Source organism: Clostridium drakei (assembly GCF_000633595.2).
Lineage (GTDB): Bacteria > Bacillota > Clostridia > Clostridiales > Clostridiaceae > Clostridium_AM > Clostridium_AM drakei.
Genome location: NZ_JIBU02000066.1, coordinates 1 through 16567, shown reverse-complemented (window position 1 = coordinate 16567; position 16567 = coordinate 1). Strand labels below are relative to the sequence as shown.

Annotated in this window: 14 protein-coding genes; 4 read left to right on the top strand and 10 right to left on the bottom strand. The window is 29.0% G+C overall.

Going from position 1 to position 16567, the window contains the following annotated elements; all coding sequences use genetic code 11:
- Positions 1 to 215 precede the first annotated feature (215 nt).
- The 4 genes from EG57_RS0223375 (at position 216) to EG57_RS0223355 (ending at position 3414) form a co-directional block, all read left to right on the top strand.
- Complete coding sequence (locus tag EG57_RS0223375; protein ID WP_084572313.1) at positions 216 to 1127, top strand: Ppx/GppA phosphatase family protein; 912 nt, start codon at positions 216 to 218, stop codon at positions 1125 to 1127.
- Between the two features lie 67 nt (positions 1128 to 1194).
- Complete coding sequence (locus tag EG57_RS0223370; RefSeq protein ID WP_032079499.1) at positions 1195 to 1767, top strand: HD domain-containing protein; 573 nt, start codon at positions 1195 to 1197, stop codon at positions 1765 to 1767.
- Positions 1768 to 1973: 206 nt separating this feature from the next.
- Positions 1974 to 2495: a phosphatase PAP2 family protein gene (locus tag EG57_RS0223365; protein ID WP_032079498.1), complete on the top strand. Its 522-nt coding sequence runs from the start codon at positions 1974 to 1976 to the stop codon at positions 2493 to 2495.
- 337 nt (positions 2496 to 2832) lie between these two features.
- Positions 2833 to 3414 carry a 5' nucleotidase, NT5C type gene (locus tag EG57_RS0223355; RefSeq protein WP_032079496.1) on the top strand — a complete coding sequence of 194 codons (582 nt, stop codon included), beginning with the start codon at positions 2833 to 2835 and terminating at the stop codon, positions 3412 to 3414.
- Between the two features lie 19 nt (positions 3415 to 3433).
- On the opposite strand, the gene EG57_RS0223350 is transcribed toward EG57_RS0223355, so the two are convergent.
- From EG57_RS0223350 to EG57_RS0223305, 10 genes are all read right to left on the bottom strand, one after another.
- Positions 3434 to 5008, bottom strand: coding sequence for a BCCT family transporter (locus EG57_RS0223350; RefSeq protein ID WP_032079495.1), 1575 nt, complete (start codon positions 5006 to 5008; stop codon positions 3434 to 3436).
- 22 nt (positions 5009 to 5030) lie between these two features.
- On the bottom strand, positions 5031 to 6221 hold the full coding sequence (locus tag EG57_RS0223345) for a trans-sulfuration enzyme family protein (protein WP_032079494.1): 1191 nt from the start codon (positions 6219 to 6221) through the stop codon (positions 5031 to 5033).
- 244 nt (positions 6222 to 6465) lie between these two features.
- Complete coding sequence (locus tag EG57_RS0223340) at positions 6466 to 7266, bottom strand: MerR family transcriptional regulator (protein WP_032079493.1); 801 nt, start codon at positions 7264 to 7266, stop codon at positions 6466 to 6468.
- Positions 7267 to 7740: 474 nt separating this feature from the next.
- Positions 7741 to 9567, bottom strand: coding sequence for a glutamine--fructose-6-phosphate transaminase (isomerizing) (gene glmS, locus EG57_RS0223335; protein ID WP_032079492.1), 1827 nt, complete (start codon positions 9565 to 9567; stop codon positions 7741 to 7743).
- Between the two features lie 845 nt (positions 9568 to 10412).
- Positions 10413 to 11849, bottom strand: a complete 1437-nt coding sequence (locus EG57_RS0223330) for a DUF4179 domain-containing protein (RefSeq protein WP_032079491.1) — start codon at positions 11847 to 11849, stop codon at positions 10413 to 10415.
- Positions 11849 to 12412 carry a sigma-70 family RNA polymerase sigma factor gene (locus EG57_RS0223325; RefSeq protein ID WP_032079490.1) on the bottom strand — a complete coding sequence of 188 codons (564 nt, stop codon included), beginning with the start codon at positions 12410 to 12412 and terminating at the stop codon, positions 11849 to 11851. Before EG57_RS0223325 ends, EG57_RS0223330 begins: the two co-directional genes overlap by 1 nt.
- Before the next feature lie 204 nt (positions 12413 to 12616).
- Positions 12617 to 14089 (bottom strand): DUF4179 domain-containing protein, encoded by a 1473-nt coding sequence (locus EG57_RS0223320; protein WP_032079489.1) that lies wholly within the window; start codon positions 14087 to 14089, stop codon positions 12617 to 12619.
- The gene (locus tag EG57_RS0223315) at positions 14082 to 14654 is read right to left on the bottom strand and encodes a sigma-70 family RNA polymerase sigma factor (RefSeq protein ID WP_032079488.1); all 573 of its coding nucleotides are present in this window, start codon (positions 14652 to 14654) and stop codon (positions 14082 to 14084) included. Before EG57_RS0223315 ends, EG57_RS0223320 begins: the two co-directional genes overlap by 8 nt.
- Before the next feature lie 246 nt (positions 14655 to 14900).
- Positions 14901 to 16253 (bottom strand): phosphoglucosamine mutase, encoded by a 1353-nt coding sequence (gene glmM, locus EG57_RS0223310; protein ID WP_032079487.1) that lies wholly within the window; start codon positions 16251 to 16253, stop codon positions 14901 to 14903.
- 154 nt (positions 16254 to 16407) lie between these two features.
- A complete protein-coding gene (locus tag EG57_RS0223305) occupies positions 16408 to 16551 on the bottom strand; it encodes a 2-oxoacid:acceptor oxidoreductase family protein (RefSeq protein ID WP_084572314.1) in 144 nt (47 codons plus the stop codon).
- Between the last annotated feature and the right edge of the window lie 16 nt (positions 16552 to 16567).

Genomic DNA, 16567 nt, shown 5'->3' with positions numbered 1-16567 from the left:
ATATCTAATAATTTTTCAAAAATAGTGATATAATTATCCATAGATAGTCAGCACCCCTTTCGCTTTTTTATTTTTAGTGGTAATTATATTAAAGCAAGGTTGCTGACTATTTTCATTTATATATTGATGGTTTAAATGGATACTTATTACATAGAAATTTTGTCAATAGGATTTTCAATCCATTAATTAAACACTAGTGACCTTGGTTAAAAGAAATAAAAAACGTTCCTATAATCGGTATCGGAGGAACAATTAGAAATATAGCAAAGATAAGTCGAAAAAAGAATAATTATCCTATAGATAATCTCCATAATTATCAAATCTCTATAGATGAAGTATTTGAAATATACAACATGACAAAAGTAAAAGATTCTGGGGAGCGTAAAAAAATAAAAGGATTATCAAAAGAAAGAGCAGATATATTTCTAGGTGCTGCAGGTGCTGTAGTTACTTTATTTGAATTTTTAGAATTAAGGGACCTCTATGTAAGTGGCTGTGGTCTTAGAGAGGGAATTATTTATGAATACATTTTACAAAATAATACACCATTGAATTCTGTTCTAGATTTTTCAATAAATAACCATATGCTAAATTATGAAATGGATATAAATCATGCCAAGCAAGTGTGGAAACTTACACAATCTTTATATAATGACCTTAAGTCAATACTAAATATAGATGATGATTACAATAAAATTTTGAAAACTGCTGCTCTTCTTCATGATTCTGGAATACGAATAAGCTATTATGATCATCATGCTCATTCTTTTTACATAATTGCAAATTCCAAAATAAATGGTTTATCACATAAAGAACAGTTAATGGCTGCATATATAGCAGCTCTTCATAGAAAAAATGATTTTAAAATAGATTTAAACAAATACGAAAAAATCATAACCGAAAGAGATCTAGAAATTATACAAAAGCTAGCAATACTCCTACGAATTTGTGAAAACTTAGACAGTGGTGCAAATAGCAACATAATCAATATATTCTGTAGTATAGAATATATTACTGTAACTATAAGTATTGAATCTAAAGCTGACTCTCCTTTAGAAATAAGTCAATGTCTAGATTGTGCTCCAGCCTTTGAAAAAATCACTGGCAAAAAATTAATTATTCAATAAAAACATTACATATTTCTCCTGATAGCTTCATATAATTAGGATAAATTTATTGTGTTAGGAGAACTATATGTTAAATGTTCACAGCTATCTAACTGAAAATGAAGTTCTTAAAATTATAAAAAAATATGATATTCATAACACTGCATTACACGAAAAAAAAGTAGCATCATATTCTATATCATTATTTAATTTCATAAATCAATATAATGAATTCTCATTAGGTGATAGAAACTTTTTGAAATATAGCGCTTTACTTCATGATGTAGGATATTTTATTCATAAGGAGAACCACCATAAACATACAAAATACATTATATTAGAAGAACCTATTTTGGATAAGCTTCCTGATAAAACTCGTTTTCTTCTTGCAGCAATAGCAAGTAGTCACGGAAACTTTATAGATAGTTCTATAGAATTTTCCCCAAATGGACTAAAATTATTAGCTCTATTACGAATTGCAGATGCTTTAGATCATCCTCATAATCTAAATATATCATTAAAACAAATTAAATTTAAAAATGAAGCTCTAAAAATTAAAATTGCAGGCGAAGGATCTGAATATGTATTAAAAAAGGTTAAGAAAAAATCTGATTTATTTTCAAAAGTATATGGGTTTCCAGTATGCGTGAAATGTTATTAATGATAATTTTAAATATAAATTAGTGCTTTACTATGAAGTACATTTCCAATATCAAATATTGGAAAGTGTGCTTTTTTATGTGCAAATTTTTATATTATAGATGCTTTATAAATTTATATTATTATTTTTAAAGTTTACTTAACAATATTTTAAAACGTTCTTAAAGATAAATATATATAATCTATATAAAGGGGGGAGAAGATCCTATGAAGATACTAAACCATATACAGCACAGTGATACATTTCTGCTTAAAACAATTAATATATCACTAAAATGCAAATGTTTGGATATTATTATGCCATTAGTCACTCGTTTAGCATCTAACTTTTCATTAATCACATTTTGTTTATTTACAGAATTAAATCCAAATTATTTTATCCATATGGTTGGAGTGAAATGTACAATTTCACTAATATTAAGTACCATTGTTTCTCAAATATTTAAGAAAAGCGTAAGTAGAATTAGACCATTTTTAATAGTAAATAACCTAAATATAAAAAAGATTGGAATAGATGAATATTCTTTTCCTTCAGGACATACAACAGCAGCTTTTACTATTTGTGTTATGATTTCATTATTTTGTCCATCTATAGCCTTTTTACTTATATTATTAGCTTCTCTTGTTGGTATATCCAGAATTTATTTAGGAGTACATTATCCTTCAGATGTATTTGCTGGTGCAATTTTAGGGACTCTATCTTCCTTCTTAGTTTTTTATCTAATATAAATTACAACAAAACTTATGAAATTGACTAAAAATCATCTTATTATCCGTAATTTTAAAAAGGAAAGGTGAATTAAAAATGTTTGATTATGACAAACAGCAATTTCTAATTTTTAGTATGATTTTAATGCTAAGCTTATTTATAAGCACATTCTCTAACACATTGATTAACTCTAATTACAATTCGAAACAACAAATTAATATTCCTATCAAACCTATTGCCCTCATTAACTTAGAACAAACTCCTGATGATATATCGAGAAATTACCAAACTGCCATAATTAACTCTGTTACACAAAAAGGAATTAATAAAAAATAAAATTAAAGGTTGGTGTTAAATTTGAAAAATCTTAATATATGTATTGATATTGATGGTACAATTACTGATCCTTACTTTTGGCTAGATATTGCCAATAAATACTTTAATAAAAATATAACTATTGATAAAGTAACAGAATATAAAGTTGATATAGTTATGGGTGTGACTAGAGATGAGTATTATGATTTTTATAAAAAGAACAAGTTCAAAATGCATAATGATAATGTAAGCTTAAGAAAAGATGCTAAAGAAGTAATAGAAGAGTTGATAAAGCTTAATAATATATATTTTGTTACTGCCAGAGATAAGGACCTAAAGCTTCTCACTTATTCTTACTTAAACAACAATGAAATTCCTTATGATGATGTTTTTGTTCTAGGTACTCATTACAAAGTGGATATGGCTCGAAAACTTAAATGTGACATATTTATAGAAGATTGCTATGAAAATGCTTTGCAGCTATCAGAAAATGGTTTTAAAGTATTACTCATAGATACCAATTATAATAGGAAACCTTTAAACAAAAATATAGTTAGAGCTTTAAACTGGAACGAAATATATGAAATAATAAAAGAAATGCCATTATGCAGCAAAGCTATATAATAGCATTTCTTTTACTTAGTTATTGATTCCACTTAAACAACTTATTCTTGTCTACAGGAATATCTTTACTTTCAATATCTTTCTTTAGTATCTTGTAGAAAGATACAAGAAGCAATGTTATAACAACCAACATCGGAATAGCAAAAACTGATGTAACAGATTGTATTGTTTTTAAAACATTTAGTCCAGGCACCATATGTTCAAGGAATAAAATGCTAACTGGTAAAAGTAACACAAGGAATGCCCAGAATACTTTATACCATTTATTAGGTTCTTCATCATTTTTAAGATTTTTAGAAGTAAGCATTGATACAACTGTAGAAGCCGCTGTAGCACCGCATGCTAAAGTAATAAATACTACTGCCATATACACAGCAATTGCTACACCAGATAAAGGTAATGTTTTGAGAACAGCCAATACTGCTGCATTGTTACCACTATCAATAACCATTTGAGATAAATTTAACTTTCCTGATAACTCTAAACTCATTCCATAGTTTCCAAGTACAGCAAATGCCACCCAGCAAGCTAGTGATGTCCAAATGCATCTTACCACAGCAATTTCACGGAATGTACGTCCATAAGAAACACGTGCTAACCACAATCCATCAGAAATAGTACATCCAACATACCAAGCCCAATAAAAGATTGTCCACTGTTGAACAAATCCAGTTTTCGCAATAGAATCAGTATTAAAACTCATATGAACAAATTCACGAATATTTGTTCCAATAGCCATAGTAAAATTATTTAAAATAAATGATTTAGGTCCTACTAAGAAAACAAAAACAAAGAATGCAATAGCTAATTTAACATTGAAACCACTTATAATTCCAACTCCCTTAGCAATACTTTTAGATGTAGATAGTATAAAAAATACGCAAAATACTAAAATAACACTTATACGCAATCCAAAAGTAACTTGAACATTTAACAAATGCCCCGCTAATTCAGCTAATATAGAAGTTCCTAAACCTATTGTACAAACCAAACCTCCAATGTAACCAAATGCAACAACGCCATCTATGCAAATACGTGTAATTTTAACTAACAGGCTGTCACCTTTCAAAACATTTTTACAAAGATCAGATAAATTCAAAGAATCCATTTTTTTATTCCAATAAATGTAACCTAATGCTAGTGAAACAGGCAAATAAATAGCCCAAGCTGAAAAGCCCCAATGAAACATTCCATAAGCAGATGCATATTCATAAGCTTGTACTGACATAGGCTTAACACCAAATGGTGGAGTTTTAACATAATACATCCACTCTACCATTCCAAAAATCAAAATTCCGGCTCCCGCTGCAGAACACATATTCATGGATATCCATGTAAAAAGGTTATAATGTGGCTTTGCTTCAGGACCTCCTAAACGAATATCTCCATACTTTGAAAACATAATAAATACTGCAAATACTGCACTTAAAAATGCAATTATCAAAAATAACCAAGGAAAATTCAATGTCATAGCAGAATAAAAATTGCTAATTACAGCAGCACTTCCATCTGGGAATAATATCATAGGAATAACCATTGCAATTAATAATCCTACAGCAAGTAATGCTATTGGTAAATTAATCTTTTTAAACATAATTGTAGCTCCTCCTTACAAATTAAACATTCTCAAAGACTGTTAACGCTTGTTTAAAATCAGCAATTAAATCTTCAATGGCTTCTGCACCAGTAGAAATACGGATAAGTCCTTCTTCCATTCCCATATCTTTAAGCTGTTGTGGTGTAAACTCGTTACGGAATGCAGTAGCTGGATGAGCTATAGATGTACGATATCCACCTAATGTTCCAAGATATTTTACTAACTTCAACTTATGCATAAATGCGTTCACCTTATCTCTATCATCTTCTACACGGAAACTAAGCATAGCACCACAACCATTTGGCATAAGTTTTGCTGCTAATTCATGCTGAGGGTGGTTAGATAAAGTTGGATAATTTACATAACGTACATGAGGGTCTGCTTGCAAAGCTTCAGCAATCTTTCTAGCATTCTCAAATTGCTTAGTTACACGCATTTCCATAGTTCTTATACTACGAAGCATTAACCATGAACTATTAGGATCTAAACATCCTCCAAAAAGCAAGTAATCTGAATATATTTTCTTCATTAATTCATTTGATGCAGTAATTGAGCCAGCTGTAATATCACTATGTCCTCCAAAATATTTTGTTAAGCTGTGAATAACAATATCTGCTCCATGTTCTAGTGGACGAATTGCAAACGGTGTAGTAAATGTGCTGTCAACAACTACTAATGCTCCTGCGCTGTGAGCTGCTTCAGATAAAGCTTCGATATCTACTACCTCAATAAGTGGATTAGCAATAATTTCTGTATATACCATCTTTGTATTAGGTTTCAAAGCTGCACGAAAACTATCTATATTAGTAAGATCAGCATATGCAACCTCAACACCAAATTTTTTTAATATATTTTCAAATAATTCAATTGTTTCTCCATAAATAGAACGGCTAGCAACTATATGGTCACCTGCTTTAACAAGAGATAAGATTGTAGTAGAAATAGCTGCCATACCTGAAGAGCAAACAAGTGATTGTTCTCCACTTTCTAAATATGATATAGCTTCAGCAACACCATCTCTATTTGGGTTTGCAGTTCTACAATAGTAATATTTTCCGCCAGTACTAGCAAAATCATAATCATCCATATCAGAAATAATATTTGCTGTTGAATGATAAATAGGCGGTGTTTCTGGACGTTCAATTGGAAGCTTAGACTCACTTCCTGCATATAAAATATTAGTCTCTCTAGTCAACTCATTAGAATTCATAAATATTTCCTCCCTATTTTCTCCACAATAAATTTAGTGGATTGTTTATCTGTAAGTGTAAACCTTATCACATTCTATATTTGTAAGTGTAAACCTTATCCTAAGATACATGTCAAGAATAATTTTAAAACACACTAAAGATAAATAATCATAAAAACAACAGAAGATATGTATTTCTGTACAGAATACAATATCTCCTGTTAATTTTATAACTATTAAAATGCCACTAAACTTAAAAAACAGCCTATTCTATCAAAATTTGAACTTCATAATCCGTATTCATGTACTCAACTAAATTGTCCTCAAATTCCAATGCAACAATGGTAGATGGCTTAGAAATAGAATTAAAGTACTTTTTTAAAATTGTAGTATCCCACTTTTCATGCAATAACTTAGTACGAAAACATAAATACTCTCCTGCTGGAAGTTCCTTATAAAAAGGTGTAAAAAACTTGGGTCTATCCTTAATATAAATAAAGTATGTTTTAGGTTGAAACTTGCTCTGAAACAAACCTGAAGTTGTTAATTCATATCCATATTGACGTCTATAAGACAATTGATGAAGTTCAGGCCGACTGCGTACTTTAGCTATCCTAATTTCCATATCTGCCAATTCATCATAATCATAACAAGGTACATAAATTAAATGTCTTGTTTCCATGTGCATACGATACAACACCTTTGATACATCCATTTTACTCAAATAAGTAAAGTAATCAATATACCATTCTATATCTTTAATCCTTGCACGAATGGTTTCTAACTCTTGATTAGCAGTCTGCCACTGTTGTTCCAATGCTGGCAGCAGGCCTTCCACTGTTCCTTTTTTTATTATATTGCCAATCTCAACTAATGATAAGCCTAAATATTGTAGATATTTTATACGATCAATTATATGAAATTGATTGAATTCGTAATATCTGTATCCGTTTTCATCACATATATAACTAGGCTCAAGAATTCCTATTTTTTCATAATGACGTAACGTTTGTGCAGTAACACCAAGTAGTTTCGCTGTTTCTCCAATGGTATAGTATTTTTTCATTATAGTAACCCCTTATATAAATCATAACATCAAATATTAGTTTATCTCAAAATAGTATTTACTTCAACTTAAAATTTTAAACCTTATTGTTGCAATAAGGTTTTTTGATGATTTAAATTTATTAAATTAAAAAAATCTCATCATAGCTAACATTTATATTTGGTGTTATACTCATGATAAAACCTTGAGCAACTCGAGAGTCAATAACTTGTTTTAGATTCATTGGATTTAATTTATTTCATATAAATTATTAGAAAAAGTATACCTATTCTTATTGGAACGGAGTACTTTTAATTTATATATAAATGAAAAACTGCACACTCTCACTATAACTGAGAATGTACAGTTTATTACATTCCTATATTCAATTAAAATCTATTTATACTATATATTAAAAAATATAGCATATCCATAACAAAGATTTTGATTCAACTTTTTTATAAAACTTCATCACAGTAAATTTAGTAATTATCTCTATTCTACCGTAACGCTTTTTGCTAAATTACGTGGCTTATCAACATCACAGCCTTTTTGTATTGCCATATAATAAGATAGTAATTGTAATGGAATTACAGATATTACTGGTGCTAATATATCTTTTACTTCTGGTATATATAATACTGAATCTACAGTTTTTTCTATTTCTGTATGTCCTTCAAATGCAATACCTAAAACATTAGCGCCTCTAGTTTTAACTTCTTTAATATTACTTACCATTTTATCATATAAGTTTTCTTGAGTAGCTCCTGCTATTACTATAGTTCCTTTTTCTATCAAAGCTATAGGACCATGTTTTAATTCTCCACCTGCATAAGCTTCAGAGTGAATATACGATATTTCTTTAAGCTTTAATGAACCTTCCATAGCTACTGCATAATCAAGACCTCTTCCTAAGAAGAACATATCCTTATGCATATAAGTTTTTGAAGCAAATTTTTGTATAGTTTCTTTATTTTCTAATACTTCCTTTGCCTTTTCTGGTAGTATTAACATTGCTTTCTTTATTTCTTCTATTTCTGATTGTTTTAATGTTTTCTTATTTTCAGCAAAGAATAAAGCTATAATATACATTGCTATAAGCTGAGTTACATATGCTTTTGTTGAAGCGACTGCAATTTCTGGTCCTGCCCATGTATATAATACATCATCTGCTTCTCTTGATACTGAGCTTCCAACAACATTAGTTACAGCTATTACTCGAGCTCCATTAGCTTTAGCTTCTCTAAGTGCTGCTAAAGTATCTGCTGTTTCTCCTGATTGACTTACCACAATCATTAAAGTTCTTTCATTTATTATTGGATCTCTATATCTAAATTCAGAGGCAACTTCTACTTCTACAGGTATTCTTGCTAATTTTTCTATTACATATTTACCTACAATTCCTGCATGATAAGCAGTTCCACAAGCTACTATATATACTTTGTCTATATTTTCTATTTGCTCTTTTGTTATTGTTATTTTATCAAGGGTTATTGGTTTTCCTGGCATAACTCTTGATGTCATAGTATCTTTTATAGCCTTTGGCTGTTCGTGAATTTCCTTTATCATAAAGTGTTCAAATCCACCCTTTTCAGCAGCGTCAGCATTCCAAGTTACATGATATATATCTCTCTTTATTTCTTCTCCTTCTTGTGATAAAAGTTTTACTCCATCTTGAGTCATAACTACAAACTCTTTATCATTTAGAAGATAAATATCTCTAGTATGATTTAATATAGCTGGTATATCTGATGCTATAAAGAATTCTCCCTTACCAAGTCCTACTATTAATGGACTGTCTTTTCTTACTGCTACAAGCTTATCTGGTTCCTTTGCACATATTACACCTATAGCATAGCTTCCTTCCATTTTAGCTACAGCCTTCATAACCGCATCTACTAAATCACCATTGTAAAAATAATCTATTAAATTAGGTATAACTTCTGTATCTGTTTCTGATACAAATTTATATCCTTTTGAAATTAACCATTCTCTTAAGTGCATATAGTTCTCTATTATTCCATTATGAACAACACTTATTGTTTCATCTTCATTACTGTGAGGATGTGCATTTAAATCTGATGGTTCACCATGAGTGGCCCATCTTGTATGTCCTATTCCTAATGATCCTTTTAAAGGTTCTTCTTTTAATTTATTTTCAAGATTTATAAGTCTTCCTTTACATTTTGTAACATTTATTCTTTCCTCATCAAATATAGCTACTCCTGCTGAGTCATATCCTCTATATTCTAATTTACTTAATCCTTCAATTAAAACTGATGATGCATCCTTTTTTCCTATAAAACCAACTATTCCGCACATAAAAATCTTCCTTTCTTAAATCAAATAATTTTTTTCACAATCCCAAAGCCTACTAAAACTTATCACTTTAAAATAAACAAAGCTTAATAGACCTATGGCAAATTTAAAATTCACCCTAGATTGTATTAAAATAAAGGTTTTAACACCAGATTAATATTGTGTCAGAAATCACTTCCTGATTTTATTAATCGCTAACGGTAGTGCGTTACCGTGGGGCACCCGCCGAAGATTCGATACTCCCCATCCTCGTCAACTTAAGTGACACCCCAAATCTACGATTTGGTTGGTGGAACTTACTCAGCCGTAAAGGCTGAGTTTCCTTTAAAAAAGAAACCCCCTACAACCTCATAAGCCATTTTCCATTCACCATAATCTACAACAAAAGTAAATTTGGTTAGTCGAACTTACTCTGCATAATCTAAGTTTCCTTAGTTCCATTCTTTCACTCAAGTCCTGGCGCTTTAAATTAACTTGTTTTTTTATATTCTATTCTCATCTCCTCTCCATTGTTACTTTAATATAAAGCATAATCACGCTGTCAATTTATTATATTTATAACTACATTTTTTGTCAACTTAAATGATTTACTCAAAATCACCATTTATTAGCTTATTATATATATAAAAAGCCTTTACAAGTATACTTTATGTATTTTTAAGTAGTACTTATTGCTATACTTTTCATATTAACGTTATACATTAAATATAAAATAGAACACCATTTAACTTTTATTATCATACATTTAATAGATTAGTCAAACATCTAAATTTTTTGTTAACTTGAAACTAAATCAATAAAAACCCTCAGAAATTATTAAAATTCTAAGGATTTCTATTGTAATTTTTTTACTTATTAAGATCAATTTTAAACTTTAAATTTTCTCCAAAATCAACATTACTAAAATCATTAGTATATATTGTATATTTTTTATTAGGATCTAATACCTCAAATACTTTTGTAAATTCATTAGGATTATTTTCATCTTTCCTTATATTATAATCCTTAATTTTAATATCTTTTCCTTGATCATCTTTTATAAGAAGATCTTGTGCTTGGAAATACGGTGCTTTACCTTGTGCTGTATACTTAACTATAGTTTTATTATTTTCTGTTTTTATTTCTTTTACTATAACTTTTCCCATTTCGCCTTGAGGCAATTCTATTGGATATATTCCATCTATAACTTTACTTATTTCTTTAGGCTTTTTGGTTTCCACTTTCATAGATGTTTCTTTACCATCCTTATCCATACTTACTCCACCACCACCAGAAGAAATAATTTTACAAGGAACAATAGTTAAATATTTAGGAACACTTTTCATTCGTACATAATTCATTTCACAACTAAAGTTTCCATCATTTAAGTTTCCTGATCCTCCACCAAGTCCTTTTGGCGTAATCTCTGTTCCTTTATCATCAAAAGCAATCCAATAGTCATAGTCAAGCAATCCATGTCCTCCACTTCTTTTAGTTTTTGATTTTCCACTTAATAAAATGGATGTATCTATTGGTGAAAATACCACCTTGTCAATTACTGCACTGCTATCTGGAAAATCTATTTTCTTATTTGGCTTAAATACAGTACTATCCTTTAATAATTCTTCTTTTGATATACTAAATGCAAAATTCCATTTACCCTTTGCATTTCCTATTTTACTAACATTCAAGTTAACATTAAATTTATTAGAATCCTGAGGTATTTTAGTATGAATTTCTTCAGTACCTACATAAGTATAATCGTCTATATAATTTCCAGTTGAGCTACCATGTGATCCATTAGGCATTTTTCCATTTATCTTTACTGAACTCAATACAAACATCGCTTCTTCACCACTTATCTTTTTGTCACTTTTTATTGTATATCCTATAACCACTTTTGAATCATCTGCTAAAACTTCATTTAATGTAAAAGTTATATCTTTATCTGTAACACTTTTATTTACTACTTGAGAATACTTTTCATATTCTCCATGAAACCCAAATTTATCATTAAGTGTTTGTGTTATAGAACTCAATACTGGAATATTTTCAGCAAAAGCAGGTGAAGCTGTACCTATACCTACAATACTTATTAAACTTATAGCTGCTGCTATAGATCCATATTTCAGTTTTTTAAAGCCCTTTTGTTCTTTAATCTTTTTATTCAAATTTTTCTTTATCCTTTCTTTTTGAATAGTAGGTATTTCTTCTTCCATTTGGTCAAATTCACTTTCTTCCATCTTTATTTCATTAAATAATTTATATATATCTTTTTCCTCTAAATTAAAATCCTTATTATTCATTACAATATATCTCCTTTCAAAGGTATAAGCCTTTCTTTTAAAAATTTACGTCCTCTTGAAAGCCTTTTATCTACTAAATTTCTATCTACTCCAAATATTTTTGCTATATTTTCTATTCCTTCATATAAAAAATATCTTCTTATAAATATTTCTTTATCCTCAGGTCTCATTCCATTTATAGCAGTTAAAATTTCTTCTCTATTTTCTTTTGATATTAGTGCATTTTCTACATTAAGCTCATCTTTTAAATTATAGTCATCTATACATTCATCTGTACTATGCTTAAAAAGTTTCCTTTTATAATCTATAGCTTTATACTTTGCTATAGCAGTAATCCAATATTTAAAATTTCCTTTTTCTACGTCAAAGCTTTCTATATTATTCCACACTGCCCAAAACACATCATTTACACATTCTTCTGCATGCTGAGCATGAAAACTTGAATTAAGCACAGTCCTCACTATCTTAAAAATCAAATTGCTATATTCATCTACAACAAATTCTAATGCTTTTCCATTTTTCTTTTTTATCTGTTCTGTAAAATTACTTTCATCTATATTCACTTTTTTCCTCCTTATAAGAAGCTTCTCACAAATTAATACGAAGGTTCTATGGATTTTCTGACAATAAAATTATAATATTTATGTATTTTTTCAACAATAAATAAAATATAACTTACAAAATTATTTTTTATACCCTGTTAATTTTTCTTAAATAAAAAAACAAAAGCCCATTAGTGTGAAAACACAAACAGACTTTTATGTTTATTATTTATTAAGTTCTATTTTAAATTTCAAATCATTCCTTATTTCCATATCATCATTAGTATTGGTTCCTATTTTATATTTTATATTTTTACTCAACGGTTCAAATTCCATAATGTAATCATTGGGATTATTTTCATCTTTCTTTATCTCAAAAATATTACCCTTTACTTTAACACATTCATCTTTTTCATCCATAATATATAATAATTTAGCTTGAAGAAATGGTGCTTGGCCTTCTGCTGTATATCTAACAATAGTTTTATCCTTATCAGTTTTTATTTCCTTGACTATAAGCTTTCCCATTTTACCCTGAGGGAGTTCTATAGGATAAGTTCCATCTATATTTTTATATACTGGAGGTATATTCTTTTCTTCTCCTGGCTTAGGATAATTAATTCTATAAGGTATAACTGTTAAATATTTAGGAATACTCTTTAAACTAACAAATTTTAAATCATAACGAAAATCAGCAGAAGATGAATTTTCAACAGCATTACTAGAGGATCCTTTTGTTACAATTTCATCCCCTTTGTCATCAAGAACAAACCACTGATCATATAGCATATTCCCCATCATAATATCCTGCTTAAAGACTTCTTTTCTCTTGTTATCATCCTTATATTCTTCTTTATTATACTTGCCTTCAAAAATTATAGAAGTATTTATAGGTGAAAAACTTACTTTTTGCACATTAATAATAGCATCTTGGAATTTTACTTTAGTATTTGGCTTGAATACCTTAGTGTTTTTAATTATTTCATCTTTTGACACACTAAATTTAAAACTCCAATTTCCTTGTAAACTATATATCTTTTTTACATTTATATCTACATTGAAATTTGTTGGAAGATTTTTATTTGATATATTCATAGTTTCTGAATTTATATAAGTATGGTCATCTAAAAATTTGCCACCAGAACCTGATCCACTATCAGCTTGCTTTCCATCTATTTTGGCAAACTCTATTAATGAAAATGGTACAAAGCTACTATCTTTTCCTTGTATCTCTATAAGTTCCTTTCCTGTTTTAACAAGATCCTTTATATTCCCTTTACTTTTCATGGTATACCCTATCATTAAGGTACTATCATCACACAGTACTTCATTTATAGTTAAAGTTATTCCTTTATCCGTTACGCTTTTATCTACTAATTCAGAATACTTCTCATATTGTCCATGATCGCTTCCCCTACCATTTAGTATTTGAACTATAGAATTTAAAGCTGGAATATTTTTAGCAATAGCAGGCACAGCTGCACCAATGGATATTATAGCTATTATTACAGCTGCTGCCACTTTATATTTAAACTTTTTTATTTTATTTTCTCCTTTTACCTGAGTAAGTAAATTCTTTCTTAACTTCTTTTTTCTTAAATCATCCATTTTTAGGCTTACATCATCTTGTTCTTCATCGGTGTTTATATAATTGAATAATTTCAACATGTCTTTTTCATCAAATATATCTCTATTCATTTATACAACCTCCTTTTCTTAAAAATGCAAGCTTCTCCTTTAAAACTTTTCTTCCTCTAGAAAGTCTATTATCAACTGCACTTCTATTTATCCCAAGACAATTTGCTATATCTACTATATCTTCTTGTACTAAATATCTTCTTATAAAAATTTCTCTATCTGGTTCATTTAAATCTTTTATAGCTTTAATAACTTCTTCTTTGTTTTCTTTTGATACAACTAAGTTTTCCACTTGCTCCTTTGCTTCAAAAATATAATGTTCTATACAATCCACATTAGTATCTTTAATAATTTTCTTTTTATAATTTATAGCTTTATATTTTGCCACTGCCTTAAACCAATATTTAAAACTTCCCTTTTCTTCATGAAACTTATCTATGTTATTCCAAACACACATGAATATATCATTAATACATTCATCTATATAGCTTGAATACTGATTAGAACCAAATACTGAAAATACTACTTTATATATGTAATCACAATAATTATCAAAAACATATTCTAAAGCTTTTGAATTTTTATTTTTAAGTTGTTCAATAAAATTGTCTTGATTTATTCGCATTTTTACCTCCCAATTATTCATTATTATTTTTACATCTAAATTGCATTACACATATGAAATAAATATACTAACCTACTTTTCCTTTATTTCCTAGTGTATCTTATATAAAACAATTCCAAAAGCGCTTTCATATACTAATACAAATCCTTTTATACTTTTCTATCACTAAAAAATACTTTCTTGTATATTTTTAATATAAATATAAAAAAGACACAGGATATTCCCATGTCTTTTTGTATGTTTATATTAATTATTAGCTTTTTTCTCAATAAGTGCTGCTAGTCCATGTGCCATTTCATCTAGTTCACTTTGAACTTCACCTTCAAGCATTACTCTAACTAATGGTTCTGTTCCTGAAGGTCTTATTAAAACTCTTCCACAGCCATCTAATTTAGCTTCTATTTTTCTTATTTCTTCAACTATTTCAGCATCCTCTAAATATATATTTTTCTTACTGTTTGGAACTGTAGCATTAGCTAAAACTTGTGGTAATTCCTTCATCATAGATGCTAGTTCCGATAGGGTCTTTCCACTTTCCTTAATTACAGCAGCCATTTGGATACCTGTAACCAATCCATCTCCAGTAGTGTTATACTCTGTCATGATTATGTGTCCTGATTGTTCTCCACCTAATTTGTACCCTTTTTTAACCATTTCTTCTAGTACATATCTATCTCCAACTTTTGTTTTAACTGCACTTATATTTTCTTTCTTTAAAGCTATATCTAATCCAAGATTGCTCATAACAGTAACAACAACTACATTTTTATCAAGCTTGCCTTTATTTTTCAGATGCTTACCTAATATAGCCATTGTAAAATCTCCGCTAATTAAATTTCCTTTTTCATCTACAGCTAAGCATCTATCAGCATCTCCATCAAAGGCTAATCCTAAATCACAACCTTTTTTTACAACGTAGTCCATTAATTCTTCTGGATGAGTTGAACCACAATTCTTATTTATATTTATTCCATCTGGATCATTGTTTATAACATAGACCTGTGCACCAAGATCTTTAAAAGCTTTTACTGAAGTTATATATGATGCTCCATTTGCACAATCCAATGCAACTTTAAGTCCCTTTAAATCTATATCTATAGTTGATTTTGCAAATTCTATATAATCTCCAACAGCTTCTCCAGCTTCTTCTATTTTTCTTCCTATATCTTCTCCAGTTGGTAATGGTACTCCTTCAAAATTATTTTCTATAACACTTTGAATTTTATCCTCTAATTCATCTGATAATTTATATCCTTGTGAATTAAAAAACTTTATACCATTATATTCTACAGGATTATGTGATGCTGATATAACAACTCCTGCATCAGCTCCATATTTTCTTGTTAAATGTGCTACTGCTGGAGTTGGAATAATACCTACACATACAGCTTCTGCACCTACAGAAAGTATTCCTGAAACTAAAGCACTTTCAAGCATGTCTCCTGATATTCTTGTATCCATTCCTACAAGTATTTTAGGTTTGTGCGTTCCTTCTGTTAATACAACTGCTCCTGCTTTTCCTAATTTATATGCTAATTCTGCTGTTAACTCTTTATTAGCTATTCCTCTAACTCCATCAGTTCCAAACATTCTATGCATAAACAATACCTCTCTTTTTATTATTAACCTTTAATATAGTATTTTAAATATTTTAAATTTGTTTATTAACCAAGTTATATTATATTACAATTCATAATTAGTAACAATACTTAAAAAAACACCCGGAATAAATCCGGGTGATAAACTGATTTTTCTATTTTACAAAATCTATTCCCTTTTGAATAGCATTTTTATTTGACTCAAAGAACCTTTCTTTTCCATGTGCCTTTAGTGAATCTAATAAAGCTTCTATAGAAACTATTCCTGTTTCCTTTACTAGTGCTCCCAAAAGTATCATGTTTGCTATTTTTTTA

Coding starts and splice junctions, on each gene's coding strand:
- EG57_RS0223330 (WP_032079491.1), bottom strand. CDS start 11,849: ATGAATAATAAGGATTTTAATTTAGAGGAAAAAGATATATATAAATTA.
- EG57_RS0223365 (WP_032079498.1), top strand. CDS start 1,974: ATGAAGATACTAAACCATATACAGCACAGTGATACATTTCTGCTTAAA.
- glmM (WP_032079487.1), bottom strand. CDS start 16,253: ATGCATAGAATGTTTGGAACTGATGGAGTTAGAGGAATAGCTAATAAA.
- EG57_RS0223370 (WP_032079499.1), top strand. CDS start 1,195: ATGTTAAATGTTCACAGCTATCTAACTGAAAATGAAGTTCTTAAAATT.
- EG57_RS0223315 (WP_032079488.1), bottom strand. CDS start 14,654: ATGCGAATAAATCAAGACAATTTTATTGAACAACTTAAAAATAAAAAT.
- glmS (WP_032079492.1), bottom strand. CDS start 9,567: ATGTGCGGAATAGTTGGTTTTATAGGAAAAAAGGATGCATCATCAGTT.
- EG57_RS0223350 (WP_032079495.1), bottom strand. CDS start 5,008: ATGTTTAAAAAGATTAATTTACCAATAGCATTACTTGCTGTAGGATTA.
- EG57_RS0223345 (WP_032079494.1), bottom strand. CDS start 6,221: ATGAATTCTAATGAGTTGACTAGAGAGACTAATATTTTATATGCAGGA.
- EG57_RS0223305 (WP_084572314.1), bottom strand. CDS start 16,551: ATGATACTTTTGGGAGCACTAGTAAAGGAAACAGGAATAGTTTCTATA.
- EG57_RS0223320 (WP_032079489.1), bottom strand. CDS start 14,089: ATGAATAGAGATATATTTGATGAAAAAGACATGTTGAAATTATTCAAT.
- EG57_RS0223340 (WP_032079493.1), bottom strand. CDS start 7,266: ATGAAAAAATACTATACCATTGGAGAAACAGCGAAACTACTTGGTGTT.